The organism is Pseudomonas azotoformans (genome assembly GCF_900103345.1).
GTDB lineage: Bacteria > Pseudomonadota > Gammaproteobacteria > Pseudomonadales > Pseudomonadaceae > Aquipseudomonas > Aquipseudomonas azotoformans.
Genome location: NZ_LT629702.1, coordinates 2,429,678 through 2,446,569 on the forward strand (window position 1 = coordinate 2,429,678; position 16,892 = coordinate 2,446,569).

Sequence of the window (16,892 nt, forward strand, 5' to 3'; positions counted from 1 at the left end):
AATAGTTAACATGTTATCTATATGCACGCAACAACAACCTGTTTGCCCTTTGCAGAAGCACTAATGATGCCAATCAGAGGTTCGACAACACCCGATTCAACCCGACCAGCGCCGCGAGCAAATGAGTGCGCTGCACCGGGCGCAGGGCGATATAACGCCGAAACGCAGGCAGGCGATTGACCACCTCGCTGCCGCCCATATGCTCCAGGCGCACGCACCATTGCTGCTCGTGCAGGTCGATGCGCAGACGCTTGAAATCCAGCGGCATCAACGCCTGGAACAACGCCTCGTCGGCCAGCAGGCGTGCCTGCAACTCACGCCCCAGCGCCTGGTTGCCGGCACGGCGCTGCACACGAATTCCATGGCGCCGGATCGCGCCGCCGTGGTGCACCGCGAAGCTCGCCGTGCCCCCCGTTGCTGCCGGTACGCGCAGGACAAACTCGGTCAGCACCAGGTGCATCAACAACTGCGACTCGGTGCGCTCGACAATCTTGAACGCCACGCCGTCCACTTCAAGCGTTGCCAGCCCAAGGTTGCGCCGCAGGTGCGCGAGGGTCACCCCCGGTCGATATCCCGATGGCGCACGATCGGCACGCAACAGCTCAAACAGTCTTTGCCGCAAAGTCGCCATAACCGTCATCAGTCTGCTCCGGTTGGTTACTGAACTCCTTTGCCAATACTTCCTCCACGGAGGCCGGCTTGAAGGGGTTGACCTTCTGCACCACCAGGGTCCAGAACAGTGCATACGCCGCCGTACCGGCCAACATCACGCAGAACGGCACGTAGATGTCCGCCGGGGTCATGCCCGGTGGCGTGATGAACCCCATGCCCAGCAGGATGCCGATGCTCGACACGATCTGCGGCAGCGGGAACCACGGCGAGCGATAGGCCCGTGGCAAGTCCGGCCGCCGAATACGCAGGCTCACCACCGAGATCGTCACCAGCAGGTAGGCAAAGCTCCACGCACACACCGCCGCCAGCACCAGGTGCATGATGTTGTCGGTGTTGCCGCCCAGGTACAGCGCGTGCAGGCAGGGAATCAGCATCGCCACCAGGATGCACAGCAGCGGCGTCTTGAAGCGTGGGTGCAGGTAGGTGAAGACTTTGGGCAACGCGCCGTCCACCGCCATGCCGTAGAGAATCCGTGGCACGCCGGCCATCAAGGTATTGATGGTGGCCGCGCCGGCAAACAGAAAACCGATGCCCAGCCACAGCGGGCCGATCTGCCCCATCACCTGCTCGGCGAACCTGGGGATGGCCATGGGCGTGTCCAGCAGGTGCACGCCAGAAGCGGCGTCGAGCACCACGTTGTCCACCTGGCGTTTCATCGCCGCGCCATAGATGAACATGCAGGTGGCCACACCCATCAGCCCCAGCATCATCGCGCGCGGCATCACCTTGGCCGATTGGCGCAGGTCCGGCGCCAGCGGCGTGACGAACTCGCAACCGACAAACATGAACATCGCCATGCCCACCAGCGACAGCACGGTGATCAGGTCGGTGCCCACCAGCGACTCACCGAACCAGCCGTCCAACTGCACGGCGGGTGCGGCGATCAGGCCGAGCACGCCGAACACCATCAGGGTGGTCCACATGCCGAAGGTGAGGATGATTTCCGCACGGCCAAACGCGCTGACGCCAAACGCGTTCAGCACCCCAAAGACGATCACGAAACCCACGCCGAGCAACCACGAGCCACCCGCCGATTCCGCCAGGGTGTTCAAGTGTTCGAAGTTCACCAGGGCCATGACCCCGGACAGGATGGTTTCAGCGGTGCCGGCAAACACATGCACGATCAGGTACGCCGACAAGGTGCCGGTGATCGCGAAAAAGCGCCCCATGCCGCAATTGATGTAGTCGTACACCGAGCCGGTGGTGGGCAGGATCGAGGCAGCCTCGGCAAAGGTGGTGGCCTGGGCCAGCATCATTACCACGGCGATCAGCATCGCCAGGGCGAACGCACTGCCGCCGATGCCAAAGCCCATGGTGGCGGTGAGGATCACCGGGCTGGCCATGATCAGGCCAATGGTGCTGGCCAAGGCGGTGGGGAAACCTACCGTACCCCGGTTGAGGTGCGCGGTGAGTCGGTCGTTGATCGACATGGTGGGGTCCTCGAAGACGGTTTTTTTAATGTGTCGGTACTCTGCGCCCCACCCGAATTGATCGTCTTGCCCCTGTCTGCCGCCGGTTTTGTTGCTCCCTGCCACAGCGGGCGGTGTGGCGGCCAGGGTCAATTCCCTGGCACGCAGAGAAAAGACTCAGGCCCCCGCCACTCGCCCTAATGCGCCCTCACTCTTAACCAAGCTGGGGACAATAACAATGGAGCACACACTGAAAAATCGCGGCCTGCGCCAGGCGGTCGGCCTGGGGATTGCGCTGCTGGTGGGCCAGGCCCAGGCGGTCGAGTTGTACGCCGATGCCGACACCCACGTCACCGGCAACTTCCTTGCCGTGTACGGGATGTTCAACAGCAAGAAGAACTACGACGGGCGCAACGGCGGTTCCACCTGGCGCGAGGCCTTCATCAAGTACGGCCTGAGCGTCGACCAGAGCCTTGGCCGCTTTGGCGGCGTATATGGCACGGCCAACCTGGTGAGTTCCGGCACCTGGGGTGATGGCGATGCCTCCGGGGTTATCACAGGCAAGGAGCGCACCACCAAGTTCGACGAAGCCTTCGCCGGCTGGCGCTCGGGCGACCTGTTCCCGGCGTTGGGCAAGGACGGTGTAGACCTGTCGTTCGGTCGGCAGATCATCATGCTGGGCGACGGTTTCCTGATCAACGACGATGGCCCCAACCTCGGCAAGGGCGTGGGTGACGGCGAGTTCAACCGTGGCGGTGCCTACTACATCGCCGCACGCCATGCCTTCGACAAGACTGCGGTGATTCGCCTCGGCGGCAAGGACGGCGTACATGGCAGCCTGATGTGGATCAAGTCCGACAACCCCGCCCAGGCCATGACCGAAATGGCCGCCGGCACCCTGGAGTACAGCGCCGCGCCGGGCACCCTGGGGCTCACGTATATTCATGGGATCGATGTGGACGAGCGCTTCGCCAGCGACGTGCAGCGCCAGCGCAAAGGCATGAACCTCTACAGCCTGCGCGGCGCCGGCAATGCCGGTATCGACAACGCGCACTTCGCCTTTGAACTGGCCCGCCAGAACCGCCGCGACAGCCAGGAAAACGCCGGCTACGCCGAAGCCGGCTACACCTTCACCGACCTGCCCTGGTCGCCGGACCTGACCTACCGCTACGCACGCTATTCAAAGAACTGGGACGCGATGTTCGCCGGCTTCAACCGCGGCTACGGCACCTGGGTGCAGGGTGAAGTGGCGGGCAACTACTCCGGCCCGTACAACACCAACACCTCCGTGCAACACGTGGCGCTCAAGGTCAAGCCGCTGGAGAACCTCACCCTGGGTGCGCTGTTCTTCGACTACAACACCGTGAGTAGCCGTGGCCAGCTGAACCTGGACGGGCGCGAGCTGGACCTGTACGCCGAGTGGGCGGTGAACGAGCACCTGATCATCACGCCGCTGCTGGGCCTCTACAAACCCGACAAGGATGCCGAAACCGGCGGCAACCAGGTCGGTGGCAACGGCACCAATGTCTACAGTCAGTTGGTGGTCGCCGTACCGTTCTGAACCGTCTCGGGCGCGCAGGGACGCAGCGCCTGGACCTCGGCATAAGCGCCCTGGTGATACAACAGCGGCGCACGCCCGAAATCATCGAAGGCCACCACCTTGCCGATCATGATCCAGTGGTCGCCGCCGTCCACCTGCTGGTATTTCTCGCAGTGGAAGCGCGCCGAACAATCGGCGAACACCGGTGAACCGCCCTCCCCCGGCTCGTACTCGATCAGGGCGAAGCGATCCTCACGCGGGCGCGCGAAGTTATTGGACAAGTGCACCTGGTCGGCGGCCAATACGTTCACCGCAAAGTGGCTGGCTTCTTCGAACACTTCGTGGCTGTTGGAGCGTTTATCGATGCTCCACAGCACCAGCGGCGGATCGAGGGACACCGAGTTGAAACTGTTGGCGGTCACGCCCACCTTGCGCCCGGACGCGGTGGCGGCGGTGACCACGGTCACGCCGGTGGCGAAGTTGCCCAGGGCGCGGCGAAAGGCCCGTGGGTCGAAAAGGCTGTGCTCAGACATGCAAGACTCCCGGGCGCCCTCGAACGGACGCCCTGATTGTTTTAGTGGAAGAACGGGTCACACCATGCTCGGGTCCGGCTCCAGGCCCATCAGCTCACGGCCGAGGATCTGCGCGCAGACGTCGTAGTCGGTGTAGGCATGGGCGCCGGTCATGTGGGAATCGCGGAACAGGCGCTGCATTTCGTTGTGTTCGAACCAGGCATTGCCACCGGCGGCGGAGAACAGGCGGTCCACCGCTTCGATGCACATCTTGGTGGCGTAGGCCTGGTTGGTGCGCCAGAACGCCAGGGTTTCGCGGCTCGGGTAGCGGTGCGCGGCGCTATGTTCGGCGTGGTCCTGCCAGGTCTTTTCGAGGAATGCGCGGGCGGCAGCCACTTGGTGGGTGGATTCGGCCAGGCGCATCAAGGCGGGCGTGGCCGCACCGACGGCGGCACCGGTGTAGGCACGCACGCGGTTTTTGGTTTTTTCGCGGAACACCTCCAGCATGCGCTCGGCCACGCCGAGGCTGACGGTGGAAAATCCACTGGCGAAATACGGGCGGTACGGCGCGTAGAAAATCTGGCTGTCTGGATAGAGGCCGAAACCTGCGGACTTGCCCTCCATCATGTCCCTGGCCTTCTGGATCCGGTGCTCGGGCACCCAGGCATTGTCGATAATCAGGGTCTTGGTGCCGCTGCCTTTCATGCCGGCGGCGAACCAGTCATCGCGGATCTGGTAGTCGCTGCGCGGCAGCACGGCAAAGCAGTAATCCTGGGTGCCTTCGGCATTCTGTCGACGGCAGCCGACAATCGCCCACTCGCCGTGATCACAGCCGCTGCTCCAGCCCATTTCACCGCTGAAGTGCACACCGCCTTCGCCCTCCACCACACGCCCGAACGGCGCAATACTGCTGCTGGCGGTGGCATCCGGGTTTTCGCCCCAGATTTCCTGCTGCAACCGGGCCGAAAACAGCGCCAGTTGGTGGCTGTGGGTGCACAGCAAGCTCATGGCCCAGGCGGTACTGGCACAGCTGCCGGCGAGCAAGGCGATGCAGTCGGCGAACTCGGGCAACGACAGTTCCAGGCCACCAAAGGCCTTGGGTTGAAAGGCACGGTGCAAGCCGATGCTTTTGAGCAAAGCGATGTTCTCATCCGGCACCTGGCGTTGTTGTTCGGCACGCGTGGCATTTGCCGCAATCTGGGGCAGGAGGGGCTTGAGGTCTTCGAGGAGCGGGTTTGGCTTTTTCATGGACGGCCCTGCTTATTATTGGAAGTCCGGCTGGCACTCCGAGTCGAGGGGCAGCGCTGGATGCAGGGCCAGTATCGAACGGGTCGGGCGGGTGGAAAATGTACGTTCCACAGGCAAGGTTGTACTTTTCACAGGCGCGGCAGCCACAGGCATGACGCCTGGCAGGCACAGTCAAGCCAGGCCTGGGCGGCTTGGTTACCCTCGGGTTTTCTTTTGTGAACTGCCAGGAACCTGCCATGAGTGATATCCCGCTGCTGCCTCACGTCGAAGCGTTTTTACGTCGACCCCATGGGCTGTTCATCGAAGGCGTCAACGTCCGCAGCCATTCCAGCCAGACGCTGGCGGTGACCAATCCGGCCACCGGTGAGGTGATCGCCCAGGTCGCCGATGCCGATCTGGCGGATATCGATGCGGCCGTAGACTCCGCCAACCGGGGCTTCCAGTTGTGGTCCCAGGCTGCGCCGGCGACACGCGGCAATGTGCTGCTCAAGCTCGCCGACCTGCTGGAACGCAACCGCGAAGAACTGGCGCAGATCGAGACCTGCCAGTCCGGCAAGATCATCCAGATTGCCCGTGCGTTCGAGGTCGACCAGGCCGCGCATTTCCTGCGTTACTACGCAGGCTGGGCGACCAAGATCAGCGGCCAGACGCTCACCCCGTCGCTGCCCTCGTTCAATGGCGAACGCTACACCGCGTTCACCCTGCGCGAACCGGTGGGCGTGGTGGTGGGCATTGTGCCGTGGAATTTCTCGACCATGATCGCCATATGGAAACTCGCCTCGGCACTGGTGACCGGCTGCAGCATCATCATCAAGCCCAGCGAATTCACGCCGCTGACGATCCTGCGCATCGCCGAACTGGCCATCGAAGCCGGGTTGCCAGCGGGTGTGCTCAACGTGTTGACGGGCGGCGGCCACGTCGGCAAAGGCCTGGTGGAACACCCCGGCACGCACAAGGTGTCCTTCACCGGTTCGGTGCCCACCGGCATCGCCGTGGGCCGCAGCGCCATGGGCGCCGGCCTCACCCGCGCGACCCTGGAACTGGGCGGCAAGAACGCCGCCGGCTTCCTGCGCGACATGGACGTAGACAAAGCGGTGGACGGCATCATCGAAGCCGGTTTTTTGCATTCCGGGCAAATCTGCGCGGCGGCCGAACGATTCTTCGTGCACCGCTCGCAGCTCGACGCAGTGCTGGAAAAACTCAGCCAGCGCCTCAGCCGCCTCACCATCGGCTCACCGCTGGACGAACGCACCGAATTCGGCCCGGTTACCCACCATCAGCATCAACTCAAACTGCTCGGCTATTTCAGCCAGGCCCGCGCCGAAAACAACCGGATCATCCACGGCGGCAAACTCATCGACCGCCCCGGCTGCTACGTCGAACCCACGGTGATCCTCGCCAACAGCATCAACGACACCCTGCTCAACGAAGAAACCTTCGGCCCCATCGCTACCTTCCTGCCCTACGACAGTGAAGACGAGCTGCTCGCGCTGATGAACAACGGCCCCTTCGGCCTCAGCGCCAGCCTGTGGACCAATGACTTGGGCAAGGCCCTGCGCATGGTGCCGGCGATCAGGGCCGGCACGTTGTGGGTGAACATGCACACACTGCTCGACCCAGCAGTGCCGTTTGGCGGCAATCGCTCTTCGGGGGTTGGTCGGGAGTTTGGCAGTGCATTCATCGAGGATTACACCGAGCTCAAGTCGGTGATGATTCGGTACTGAACGGAACAACCGCCTCCGCCTCGATCTCGATCAACCAATCCGGCAACGACAACCCGCTGACGATAATCCACGAAGACGGCGGCGGGTCCTGCGGGAAGCGCTCGCGCAGCGCTTGCGCGATCGGCTCCTGCTGGTCACGGGCGGACTCGACGATGTACAGCCGCAACATGATCACATGGGACAGATCACCGCCGGCCTCGGCCAGCACCTTTTCGATGTTGTCCAAAGCGGCGGCGGTCTGTTGCGCAATACCCGGGCCGACGGTGCGCTCGTCAGCATCCACACCGACCTGGCCGGACAGCATGATGCGCCGGCCTTGCGGCACTTCCATGGCCTGGCTGAAGCCGTATTGCAGGGCGTTGAATACCGTTGTGGGATTAATGACCTTCCGTTGCATGACACTTCCTTGTTGTTTGTAGGAAAACAAGGCTAACCCAAAGCAATCGTTCAATCCGGCGGTTCAACATCCCGCAACATATCGGGGATCATCGAGGGGCGGGACAGACTACCAACTCCCCATCGCCAGACTGAACGGCGAAAACTCCGCGAACTGCCACCGCAACGCCAACGCCGCCGGGCGGCGTACGACATGTTCCACGGTGACCGTCCACAAGCGCTGGGCGCCCTCGAACAGCGCCACTTCAGGGCCGTCGAGGATCAGTGAAGTACGCCCAGCCACCTGCAGCACATCCCCCGATTCAAAATCGATAAACAACAACCCCGCCACCGGGTTCACCTGCAAATTACCCAAGGTGTTGAAGAACAGGTTGCCGGCAAAGTCAGGGATGGTCAGCACGTTGCCTTCGACCCGTACAAAACCCGTATTGCCGCCGCGATGGGAAACGTCCACCGAGCGCTGGCCATCCACCTCGACATAGCTGGCGACGAAGAAGGTGTCGGCGTTGCGGATCAGCGCTTGGGCCGCGTCATCCAGGCTGCTGGAACGTTCGGCCACGCTACCGGGTTTGCGTGCGACGGCATCTACCGGCCGCAGTTGAATGTACTTGGGGCAATTGCCGAACGTGTGCACCACATTGACCGAAAAACCTTCGTGATCAAGCGCTTCAATACGCCCGTTCATGCGGTTACGGCGGCGGGTGTTGAGGTCGATCCCCAGCAGGCCGACGGCTGCCCCCTGACGCAAGGCATTGCGGGCAGGGTCGGTCGCGGATGGCAAGCTATCAACCTGCAAGGTCTGTGGGTCCGGCGAGTGGGCAAAGCCCGGCGCACCTTCAAGCATCGTCGCCCAGGGAATGCCTTGCTCGTCCACCACACCCAACATCAGGTAGGGCAACAAGGGGTAGAAATCCCGATGCTGCTCGGGCAAGTGATCACGGATCACCTTGGGCCCGACCACGGCCATGCGCTCGGCGACGCCCACAGCTTCTTGCATGAGCCGTTCACCGGCATGCCAGGGAGATTGTTCGATCAGGTTCATGGCAAGCACCTCATGTTGGATAACCCGATGCTGCGCCCTGCCCGCCACCGAGGGAATCACCACGCCAGGCAATCCACTGTTACGCCAGCTGAAATGCCGGGTGTTCACGCAGCGCCGCCACGCAGTGGTCGACAAAGCTGCGCACGCGCATCGGTGCGTTGCGGCCTTGGCGATACACCACGTGCACGGGCAATGGCGGCTGTTCAAAACCCGGCAACAGGCGGCGCAATTGCCCATTCTGCAGATGCTCGTGGACCGGGTAACTCAGGCAGCGAATCACCCCCGCGCCATGCACCGCCGCATTGATCGCGCCCTGCACCGTGGCGCAGCCAAGGCGGGCACGGGCCTTGAGTTGATAGCCCTGGAAATCCCAATGCACCTGATCGGCACTGGCGATCAGCCGATGCTGCTTGAGATCCGCCGGGCACTGGGGTTCGCCGTGAATCGCCAGATAGCCGGGACTGGCGCAAAGGATAGGCCGCACCTGCCCCACCGCCCGGGCGATCAACGACGAGTCGGGCAGTTCACCGACGAGGATCGCCACGTCCAGCCCTTCTTCGTGCAGGTTTGGATAATAGTCGTGGTAATGCGCCGCGAGGCTCACCTCGGGATAACGGTCCAGGTAGTTGGCCAACACCGGCGCCATCACATAGCGGCTGAACAGAAAGGGCAAAAACACCCGCAGGTTGCCCTGGGCCTGCACATGCAAGCCTTTGGCCGAGGCTTCGGCGGCATCCACGGCGGCGAGCAGGCGCACGCAATCGGCCAGGTACGCGTTGCCAGCGTCGGTCAGGCTCACGCCGCGCGTGCTGCGCTCAAGCAACCGCACGCGTAGCCGCGCTTCCAGGCGGGCCACCGCACGGACCAGGGTCGGCCCGGACACCTGCACACTGCGCGCCGCGCCGGCCAGGCTCGAGTGCCCGGCCAGTGCGGCGAACAGTTGCATATCGCGATAGCGCTCCATCAACCGCGCCGCTTCATCGCCGGGTTCAGGGCGGTGTCCTGGCCCAGGCGATGGCTGAGGAAGTCGACAAAGGTATTGATCTTGGCCGGCACGCGGCTGCTTTTCTGGAACACTACCTGGATCGGCAACGGTTCGGCCTCATACGCCTCAAGGACAATCTCCAGCTCGCCTGCCGCTACAGCCGTTGCGACCTGGTAGGACAACACCCGCGTCATGCCCCAGCCCAGGCGCGCCAGGTTGATCGCGGCATTGTTCGCCGTGACCACCAGACGCGGTTCGATGGGCACGGTCAAGGGTTGGCCGGCGTCGACAAACTCCCAGCCACTCACCAGTTGGCTCGACGATGACGTGGCGATCTTGGCCTCACGCAGCTGCGACGGATGCTCCGGCCGCCCATGCAGGTCAAGATAGGCCGGCGACGCGCACACCACCCGGCGCACTTCGCCGACCTTGATCGCCTGCTGCCCCGGCTCGTGCAGATGGCCGATACGCACCGCTACATCGACGCCCTCGTCGACCAGATTGACCACGCGGTCGACCAGCAACGCATTGATGTTCACCAACGGAAAGCGGTCCAGGTAGTCCCCCAGCACCGGCGCCACATACAGCTCGCCGAACAGCACCGGCGCGGTGACCGTCAGGTGACCGCAGGGGATGGAGTAACTGCCCACCGCCGCTTCCTCGGCTTCATCGAGCTCCGCCAGGATGCGCCGGCAATCTTCCAGGTAACGCTGGCCGGCTTCGGTCAGGTGCAAGCTGCGGGTGGTGCGCGCCAGCAGTTGGGTACCGATGCGCTCCTCCATGGCGGCGATAGCCCGCGTGACGCTGGGCGGCGAGGTGTTCAGGCGGCGTGCGGCGGCGGCAAAGCCCTCCTCCTCGGCCACCGCCAGGAACACCTGCATTTCATGAAATCGATCCATCGGCACTCCTCTCAAACACCTCTATGTACCTGCTCCTTGTAGTGAGCGAGCTTGCCTCGCGCTGGGCGGCGCAGCAGCCCCAACTAGGCCGCCGCTTTTTTCCAGACAGTCCGTGGAGGCCGGTTTCCGGGCCGCTTCGCAGCCCAGCGCGAGGCAAGCTCGCTCACTACATAGGGTTTGCGTTAATGGGATTGCAAGCCCACCGCTGTGCGTGGCATGCCGACAAACCCCTGCAGCGCTTCGATGCTGGCGAGCCAGGCGCGCACCTGAGGGTAGTCGGCCAGCGACACATTGCCTTCCGGTGCGTGGGCCACGTAGGTGTAGAACGCAATATCAGCAATAGAGGGCTGCTCGCCGGCCAGGAAACGGCTCTGGCTCAGTTGTGCCTCCACCAGCTTCAACAGGGCATGGGAACGAGCAATGGCGGCGACGGTATCGACCTCGGCACCAAACACGGTGGCGAGCCGCGCGGACGCAGGCCCGGCACTCAGTTGACCGGCGGCCGCCGAGAGCCAGCGCTGCACCCGCGCCTGTCCCACAGCGTCACCCGGCAGCCACTGGCCCTTGCCGTAGGTGTTCGCCAGGTAAACCAGAATCGCGTTGGAGTCGGCCAGCACCACACCGTTGTCATCAATCGCCGGCACCTGGCCGAAGCTGTTGATCGTGGCCAGATAGTCGGGGGCCTTGTGGGCACCCTGCTTGAGGTCCACCAGGTTGTACTCCACCGGCAGGCCCAGCAGGGACAGCATCAACTCCACGCGGTGGGAGTGGCCGGACAACGGGAAACCATAGAGTTTGATCATGAAAGGCTCCAAAAGAAGGGGGTATCGACGCCCCGCATACTCCACCGCTGCCCCGGCCGTTGGAATCACCAGGATTTACAATCGAGCATTTCATCCGATGCAACAATACCGCTCAGCGCTCCTCGAGCCTGTCCCTCAGGAACCGATGACTCACCGAAAACAACCGCCGATAGGTCAGCAGCACCGCCCCCACCGTGCCCAACGCCGACGATGCGGCAATCAGGAACATGATCACGATCTGATACCGCACCGCGTCCACCGGGCTCTCCCCCGCCAGCACCTGCCCGGTCATCATGCCGGGCAGGCTGACGATGCCGACCACTGTCATCTGGTTCAGCGTCGGGATCATCCCCGCACGCACCGCCTGGCGGATGGCTTCCTGCGCGGCCTCCCAGCGTGAGCCGCCGAGAGCCAGGATCATCTCGATGGTGTTGCGCCCCGAGGTGAGTTCCTGGGTCATGCGCTCGATGCCCAGGGAGACGCCGGTCAAGGTGTTGCCGAGGATCATGCCGAGGATCGGGATCGCGTACTGCGGCTCGTACCAGGGGTGGGTGCGGATCACCGCAAACAGGCCCACTGCGGTGACCAGCCACGAACTGCCCCACACCGACAGGATGCTGTCGACCCGCTGGCCCCGGTACGTCCGCCGCCCACGCCCGGCGGCGGAGAGGCCGGCGATCAGGGTCATGGCGCACATCAGCGGCAGCACCACGTACCAATAGGCGAACTCGAACACCCAGCCCAACAGGTAACCGATGGCCAGCAGTTGCACCACGGTGCGCACCGCCGCCCACAGTAATTGGCGGCCCAGGCCCAGGCGCAACAGCAGCGACAGCGCGCCATTGATCAGGATCAGCGAAGCGGCAATGCCCATGTCCAGCGCGGTGAGATTTTGATAGTTCATGGCTGGGCCGCTCCACTCAACACACCCGCACTCATCTGCAAGTGGATGTCACTCATGCGCCGGGCCTGGTCCAGGTCGTGGGAGACCCAGATACAGGCACGGGAACGATCACCGGCAAACCAGGCATCGATCAGCGCTTCCACTTCGCGGGACGAGGTGGGATCGAGGGCGGCGGTGGGCTCATCCAGCAACAGCACTTCGGGGTTGAGTTGCAGGGTGCGGATCAGCGAAACCACCTGGGACTCACCGCCCGACAGGTCGGCGGCGCGCTTGGCCAGAAAGTCCGGCGTCTTGCCGGCGTGGCCCAGCAGTGCGGTCACCGCCCCCAGGTCGAAGCTGCGCTTGCGCGAGGTGTTGAGGCTGAAGGGGAAGCGCAGGTTGTCTTCCACCGTGCCGTCGAGCAGCGCCGGGCGTTGGGAGAGGTAGCTGATATGGCAGCGGTAGTGGGGAATCTGCGCGTTGCCGATCGGCTGACCGTTCCACAGGACCTGCCCGGACGTGGGCGCGTCCAGCAGCGCCAGCGCACGCAGGAACACGCTTTTGCCGGAGCCGGATGAGCCGGTGATCGACACCCGGTCGCCGGCCTGCAGGCTGAAATCGGTGGGCTGGAGCAACGGCACCTGGCGGCGCTCGTCCAGGCGCGTGAGGGCGCGGGTTTCGATCAGTGCGCTCATGGACACAGTGTTCCTCTCAATCAGAATGACGCAATGGTGAGGCACACTCGCCGGGATTTCATTCAAAAAATTCAAACTATCGCATCCGGTGTGGCTCAGAACTCTAGGTTCAACGTTACCGAGGAGGCGACATGCAATACCGACAACTGGGCCATTCCGGCCTGCTGGTATCCGAAATCATCCTGGGCACCGTGCCCTTTGGCGGTCGCGCCGAGTTTGAGCAATGCGGATCGGTGGATGTGCCCCAGGCCAAACGCATGTTCGATATCGCGTTCGACGCGGGTGTGAACATGGTCGACACCGCCGACCTCTACTCCCACGGCCTGGCCGAAGAAGTCGTCGGCCAAGCCTTGGGAGATAAGCGCAACGGTATCCTGCTGGCCACCAAGGGCCGCAGCCCGGTGGACAACAACCCCAACAATTCCGGATCTTCGCGCTACCATCTGATTCGCGCGTGCGAAGCCAGCTTGAAACGCTTGGGCACCGACCACATCGACCTCTACCAACTGCACAACTGGGACGGCATGACCCCCATCGAGGAAACCCTCGAAGCGCTACGGCTGCTGGTGGGCTCGGGAAAAATCCGCTACTTCGGCACCAGCAATTTCACCGCCTGGCAGATGATGAAAACCCTGGGCAAGGCCGAACTGCACGGCATGCTCAAGCCCATCACCCAGCAGATCTACTACACCCCGGAATCCCGCGAAGCCGAGTACGAACTGCTGCCATTGGCGCTGGACCAGTCGGTAGGCACACTGGTGTGGGGCCCGATGGGCGAAGGCCTGTTGACCGGGTCGACCCGTCGTGGCCGCAAGCCGCCCGCCAACACCCGCCAGGGCAGCGGTTGGCCGGAACCCTATGTGCATGATCAGGAGCGGGCGCTCGATATCATCGAAACCCTTGCGGCGGTCGGTGATGAGCACGGTGTCTCGGTAGCCCGCACGTGCCTGGCATGGCTCAAGGATCGACCGGGGATCACTTCGCTGATCATCGGCGCTCGCACTGAAGAACACTTGCGCGACAACCTCGCTGCGACTGAGTTGAAACTGACCCAGGAACAATCTTCACGCATCGAAGCCGTGACGCGTCGCCAGCCGTTGTACCCCTACTGGCATCGCTTTACCGCCGGGATCGACCGCTTTGATCCGGCAGAGCAGCCGTTTTTGGCTGAGCATCAGAAGACCATGGATGCGCGCAAGGACAAGTAATGCCGTGGCAGCCTTTCGCTTTCGCTAAAGGCTGCCTTTTCCCATTGGGTTGATCACACGCCAGACGCGCAACACTGATTTGCAAACGAACGCAGCACTGCCTATATTCCCTGCCTGGCGCTCTCTACGCCACCTTCCGCGGAAAGGGCTGCGCCCAGGACACTGCAACATCCTCTTTTTTCTACGACTCCCCACCTTGAAGCGGAAAAGGTTTGTGCAAGGAGATCGTATGTCCCAGCCCTTCAACACCGATGGCCGTCTCAACCTTGAGCAACAGCGCAAGCGCGCCAAGGAACTGCTGCCGCGCCTCAAAGCCCAAGACCCGAACGCTACCTTGTCCCAGGCCCAATGGGAAATCGCCAGGCAGCTGGGTTTCAGCAGTTGGCCGAAGCTCAAGGCCCATGTCGATGCCATCGACTTCGCCGCCCGCCACCCCGATTTTGCCGCCAGCGATGAAGCCCGCACCACCCACTGGCGCTGCGGTAACGATATTGCGCACAGCCTGCAACTGGCGGGGTTCAAAGGGCAGTTCCGGATGCTAACCGATCCCCTGTGCATGGGCCCGGTTCGCGACGTGCCCGACGCAGCATTTCGCGCAATGCGCAGCGCATTCATCAGCCAGGCCTTTGCCATCAACGAAGCCGAAGCCGCGCACCGCGTCGCCGATGAATATACGCAGCTTGAAGCCTTGGCGAACACCGAACACAACGTGTTGTGGTGCGAAGCGGATGCCTATGACCAACTGTTCCTGATATGCGCGTTGGCCGGCCTTGAGCAGGCCCCGCGCAAGCTGGAACTGATTGAGGTTGATCGCATTCCCGGCGTGCAACGGTTTATTGGTATCGGCCAGTTGGCCCCGGACGTGCTGGCCTGGCTTTGGCCGCAGCGTCGACTGATCGAAGATGACGCAGTGCAATTGGCCAAACAGGCCTGGACGGCGTATTGCGATAGCTCGCCTGCACAGTGGGCACAATTGGCCCACGGCAAGCATCCCGTCCTGCCCTTGCTGGCCCCGGCGTTGTTGCGCCAGTTGCAGGAACTGCCAGGTCGGCGTGACGGCTTATCGCTGACCGAGCGCCTGGCCCTGACGTACCTCGCCGAAGCCGGGCCAACCCCCTTCGGCCGTGTGTTTGCCGAGTTGATGGCCAAGCGCGAGCCACTGCCGTTCCTGGGAGACATGATGTTCCATGCGTTGTTGCGGCCCTTGATTGACAGCGATGCAGCCTTGATCACAGAGACCGATACGCACAAGGACTGGCCACTGCGCGAGTTGAGGCTCACGTCTTTCGGGCATCAAGTGCTGAGCGGCGACGCTTATTGGCTCGACCATGCCAGTCATGAGCGCTGGGTCGGCGGTGTATGCCTGAGAGCCGGTCGCCCGCATTGGACGCTAGGCGAAGACAACGTACCGGTCTGGCGTAACTGACATCTCACCGCTTGGGTGACAAGCCGATGGCACACGCGACCACCGCCGGGTCGCCCTGGTAGGTGGTTCGCGTGGCAATCGAGAGCGTGCTCGCACGGGGTGTCGCGCCGTCTGTATCAACGGCGCGCAGCGTCGGTCTCTGCGCTGCCGGCAGGTCATGAGCCGGGTCGACGATCTGCATGCAGCGACGCAACGAGTTGAAGTCCGGCGATTGCGACAACGACAAGTGCAGGGTCTGGCTCACCGACACCGACACCCGCGAACTCTGCGCACATTGCCCGTCGTAGATCAGCGTATGGCGAATCAGCGGATTGTCATTGCAGTACTTCAACAGGTTCACCTGTCGCGAGCGCACCAGTGCGGTGTCGATGATCAACAGGTCGAACGCCACGCCTTCGGAGCGCGTCAACGCTTGCAACTCGTCGAACGAACTCAGTGGGGCAATGCGGTAATAGCCCAGCTGGTTGAGCATCTTCTCGATTTTGATCCGCTGCATAAGGTCGGCATCGGCAATCAGCAGGCGTAACGCTTTATTGGGCATAGGGTAAACCTGACAGTTGGGCATCAACGTCGATCATTCAACGACGATCAAGGTAACCGTCCGGGGCGAAGCCTGACTTTAAGGCGATTCTGAAATGGCAATGCCGGACACTCCGACTCTTTTAAGAATCGCCTCAAAGCCTTCCCGTCATCCACCTCCTACCATGGCCCGCGTCTCCCAACGCCGCGATGGAACCCCTCTGTGTTCATGTTTTTACTCCGCATGCTGCTGTTAGCCGGCGCACTGTTGACCCTCGCACCACCGGCCGGTGCGGCGCTGACGATCGAAGGCACGCGCCTGATCTACAGGGGTCAGGACAAAGGCGCCAGCATCGGCGTGGTCAACCGGGCCGCCCGCGATGTGGTGGTGCAGACGTGGATCAGCGGTGAGAACGAGCCCGCCGGCGGCGATGTGCCTTTTGTCACCACCGAGCCCCTGGTTCGCCTGGGCGCCGGCGAACATCACGCACTGCGCATCCTGTATGCCGGCGAAGGCCTGCCCACGGACCGCGAATCCTTGTTCTGGCTGAACATCATGGAGATCCCGCTCAAATCGCAAGACGCCAACAGCGTGCAATTTGCGATCCGTCAACGGCTCAAGTTGTTCTATCGCCCGCCTGCGCTCCAGGGCGGCTCGGCGCAAGCGGTACAGCAGTTGGTATGGAACACCGACGGGGATACGGTCACGGTCAACAACCCCAGCGCCTTCCACCTGTCACTGGTCAATGTGCAGACCGACAGCCAGACGCTCAGCGATTACCTGCTGCTCAAACCCCATGAGCGTAAAACCCTGGACGCGCCGGGCGTGCTGCTCAAAGGCACCACCCTCCACTTCACCGAAATCACCGATATCGGCTTGCAGGCCCGCCACCGTGCGGTGCTCAAGTGATAGACCACGGGGTATACGCAC

16 protein-coding genes and 1 pseudogene are annotated in these 16,892 nt (G+C 62.9%); 5 read left to right on the forward strand and 12 right to left on the reverse strand.

Features of this window, described 5'->3' with window-relative positions:
• Positions 1–73 precede the first annotated feature (73 nt).
• Positions 74–640, reverse strand: coding sequence for a DUF3156 family protein (locus BLR69_RS10560; protein ID WP_071495929.1), 567 nt, complete (start codon positions 638–640; stop codon positions 74–76).
• Positions 603–2,102, reverse strand: coding sequence for an APC family permease (locus tag BLR69_RS10565; RefSeq protein WP_071495930.1), 1,500 nt, complete (start codon positions 2,100–2,102; stop codon positions 603–605). The genes BLR69_RS10560 and BLR69_RS10565 overlap by 38 nt, the downstream gene beginning before the upstream one ends.
• Positions 2,103–2,319: 217 nt before the next feature.
• On the opposite strand from BLR69_RS10565, the gene BLR69_RS10575 reads away from it, so the two are divergent.
• Positions 2,320–3,642, forward strand: coding sequence for an alginate export family protein (locus tag BLR69_RS10575; protein ID WP_071495931.1), 1,323 nt, complete (start codon positions 2,320–2,322; stop codon positions 3,640–3,642).
• 32 nt (positions 3,643–3,674) lie between these two features.
• Here the strand turns inward: BLR69_RS10575 and BLR69_RS10580 are convergent.
• Together BLR69_RS10580 and BLR69_RS10585 are read right to left on the reverse strand one after the other, a co-directional pair.
• Positions 3,675–4,154, reverse strand: a pseudogene (locus BLR69_RS10580) (flavin reductase family protein); the annotation flags it as partial.
• A 57-nt stretch (positions 4,155–4,211) separates the two neighbouring features.
• Positions 4,212–5,381 (reverse strand): p-hydroxyphenylacetate 3-hydroxylase oxygenase component, encoded by a 1,170-nt coding sequence (locus tag BLR69_RS10585; RefSeq protein WP_071495933.1) that lies wholly within the window; start codon positions 5,379–5,381, stop codon positions 4,212–4,214.
• 236 nt (positions 5,382–5,617) lie between these two features.
• Here BLR69_RS10585 and BLR69_RS10595 point away from each other — a divergent pair, with 236 nt between their 5' ends.
• Entirely contained in the window at positions 5,618–7,105 is a 1,488-nt protein-coding gene (locus BLR69_RS10595) for an aldehyde dehydrogenase family protein (RefSeq protein WP_071495934.1), read from the forward strand.
• On the opposite strand, the gene BLR69_RS10600 is transcribed toward BLR69_RS10595, so the two are convergent.
• The 7 genes from BLR69_RS10600 to BLR69_RS10630 form a co-directional block, all read right to left on the reverse strand.
• The gene (locus BLR69_RS10600; protein WP_071495935.1) at positions 7,080–7,502 is read right to left on the reverse strand and encodes a RidA family protein; all 423 of its coding nucleotides are present in this window, start codon (positions 7,500–7,502) and stop codon (positions 7,080–7,082) included. The genes BLR69_RS10595 and BLR69_RS10600 overlap by 26 nt on opposite strands.
• 108 nt (positions 7,503–7,610) lie before the next feature.
• Positions 7,611–8,543 (reverse strand): pyridoxamine 5'-phosphate oxidase family protein, encoded by a 933-nt coding sequence (locus tag BLR69_RS10605; RefSeq protein ID WP_071495936.1) that lies wholly within the window; start codon positions 8,541–8,543, stop codon positions 7,611–7,613.
• Between the two features lie 79 nt (positions 8,544–8,622).
• A complete protein-coding gene (locus BLR69_RS10610; RefSeq protein WP_071495937.1) occupies positions 8,623–9,507 on the reverse strand; it encodes a LysR family transcriptional regulator in 885 nt (294 codons plus the stop codon).
• Positions 9,507–10,427, reverse strand: a complete 921-nt coding sequence (locus tag BLR69_RS10615) for a LysR family transcriptional regulator (RefSeq protein ID WP_071495938.1) — start codon at positions 10,425–10,427, stop codon at positions 9,507–9,509. Before BLR69_RS10615 ends, BLR69_RS10610 begins: the two co-directional genes overlap by 1 nt.
• Positions 10,428–10,609: 182 nt before the next feature.
• The gene (locus BLR69_RS10620) at positions 10,610–11,230 is read right to left on the reverse strand and encodes a glutathione S-transferase family protein (RefSeq protein WP_071495939.1); all 621 of its coding nucleotides are present in this window, start codon (positions 11,228–11,230) and stop codon (positions 10,610–10,612) included.
• Positions 11,231–11,342: 112 nt separating this feature from the next.
• Positions 11,343–12,134 (reverse strand): ABC transporter permease, encoded by a 792-nt coding sequence (locus BLR69_RS10625; RefSeq protein ID WP_071495940.1) that lies wholly within the window; start codon positions 12,132–12,134, stop codon positions 11,343–11,345.
• The gene (locus tag BLR69_RS10630; protein WP_071495941.1) at positions 12,131–12,808 is read right to left on the reverse strand and encodes an ABC transporter ATP-binding protein; all 678 of its coding nucleotides are present in this window, start codon (positions 12,806–12,808) and stop codon (positions 12,131–12,133) included. The genes BLR69_RS10625 and BLR69_RS10630 overlap by 4 nt, the downstream gene beginning before the upstream one ends.
• 131 nt (positions 12,809–12,939) lie before the next feature.
• On the opposite strand from BLR69_RS10630, the gene BLR69_RS10635 reads away from it, so the two are divergent.
• Positions 12,940–14,016 (forward strand): aldo/keto reductase, encoded by a 1,077-nt coding sequence (locus BLR69_RS10635; protein ID WP_071495942.1) that lies wholly within the window; start codon positions 12,940–12,942, stop codon positions 14,014–14,016.
• A 229-nt stretch (positions 14,017–14,245) separates the two neighbouring features.
• Positions 14,246–15,442, forward strand: a complete 1,197-nt coding sequence (locus tag BLR69_RS10640; protein WP_071495943.1) for a DUF1835 domain-containing protein — start codon at positions 14,246–14,248, stop codon at positions 15,440–15,442.
• Between the two features lie 4 nt (positions 15,443–15,446).
• On the opposite strand, the gene BLR69_RS10645 is transcribed toward BLR69_RS10640, so the two are convergent.
• A complete protein-coding gene (locus BLR69_RS10645; protein ID WP_071495944.1) occupies positions 15,447–15,983 on the reverse strand; it encodes an ANTAR domain-containing protein in 537 nt (178 codons plus the stop codon).
• Between the two features lie 222 nt (positions 15,984–16,205).
• Here BLR69_RS10645 and BLR69_RS10650 point away from each other — a divergent pair, with 222 nt between their 5' ends.
• Positions 16,206–16,871: a fimbrial biogenesis chaperone gene (locus BLR69_RS10650; RefSeq protein WP_232000972.1), complete on the forward strand. Its 666-nt coding sequence runs from the start codon at positions 16,206–16,208 to the stop codon at positions 16,869–16,871.
• The last annotated feature ends 21 nt before the right edge of the window (positions 16,872–16,892 follow it).